At 39.6% G+C, this 1,436-nt stretch carries 1 protein-coding gene; it reads right to left on the bottom strand.

Features of this window, described 5'->3' with window-relative positions; translation table 11 throughout:
- Positions 1–79: 79 nt before the first annotated feature.
- A complete protein-coding gene (locus BMY62_RS15820) occupies positions 80–979 on the bottom strand; it encodes a hypothetical protein (protein ID WP_090662240.1) in 900 nt (299 codons plus the stop codon).
- Positions 980–1,436 lie beyond the last annotated feature (457 nt).

Here is a 1,436-nt window from a genome sequence, read left to right as displayed (position 1 = left end):
CTGTCACTGGCAATTCCTCTCTTTTATACAGACTAGGTAACTGAATTATAAAAGATTTAAGGGGAATTGCCTCAACCATTCATGCAATATTCAGGCTAGCAGCTGAGATCAAAAGTTGGGCAGTGTTTTTAATCCAGTCAATTTTTGTTTTTTCCCAGGTATCCCAACCCTGGGGAAGTTTTTTATCTTTGAACATCAATGTTAAATCCGCAACCGACAGTGCCGGTTCCGAGTCTATAGTCTTTGCATCTGGTTTATTAGCAAAAAATGCAAACAATAGTCCAAATTCTCCGGCAGAACCCACCAGGTTATTTTCTCCTGCAACTTTTGTCAGTGCTTCAGCAAATTCTCTTTTTTGATCAGACTGTTCAGCGCTTGACTCATTTGTAAAAAAGCTTTTTAATTTCTCTTTTACAAGGTCCCAACCTTGTGAGTGCGCATCACTAATATCTTGAAGCACTAATTTTGCGGCTTCTTTGCTATCGACTTTCGAACCAGGGTCTCTGGCTAAGTTTTCAGCAATAAATGCGGCCACGTCGGATTGTTTGATAAAGCCGTCCGTTGCATAGTTAACCAATCGATCAAAGTCGCTTTGACTGAATCTTCCTGAATCCCTTTTTGCAGGGTTGCCTTGCAAAATACCACTATGTCCTGGATGTGAGCCTTGTGAACCTGGAAAATCCAAACTAAAAAGTCCAACGGGCAAAAGCGCACTCGGTTTTCCAGAATCATCGAACATACGTGCGTGGTTCCCTTTTGCGAAAATTTTTAGAACCTCACCTAAATCACCACCGCCTGAATTACCAAGATGTGTAACATCATCAACACTTGCAAGCGGCTCGGTTATGCTATTGCGAACGGGAAGATCACCTGTCGCTACTGCAGCTCCTATGAATGGGCAAGTCGCTTTTTTTTCTGCTAATGCCAGGCGTTCTGTAAAGGATAACTGAATTTTTTTACAATCTGCTTCGACCGTCATTTTAACCTCTCTTCAAAAATATTCTGATTAGCTGAAGTGAAATACTTTGAATATTTTGTTAGCGGCAGGTATGTGCGTATTGCACCCTACATAGGAATGAAACGTAAGGCGTCAAAATCAAATTTACTAATATTTGAAAGATATCATTATCTTAAAACAGTGCATATACGTATTAACACGTATTGTTAAAAAGATAAAAAATTGGAACAATTTAATAATGAAGTATTGAAACAAGGGATTTCAACAGTGAAAAACTACTTTACTGTTTACAGTGCTTGGCTTTGCTGAACAGGATTTGACAGTAGAGCGATTTGACTGTGGAGCAGAAAGAATATTGTAGCATGCGGTTTGATCCCTTCAATGTATGCGTCCGTTACGTCCGTCTAGAATTTTTATAGTTTTAATGCTTCGATAAATTTCGGAGCGAGTGGCAACAACTCATCGATACGGCTGTTAG

Origin of the sequence: Nitrosomonas marina (genome assembly GCF_900111605.1) — a bacterium.
Taxonomy (GTDB): Bacteria; Pseudomonadota; Gammaproteobacteria; order Burkholderiales; family Nitrosomonadaceae; genus Nitrosomonas; species Nitrosomonas marina_A.
Note: the sequence above shows the minus strand (reverse complement) of the source record. Positions and strands in the feature narration are given on the sequence as shown.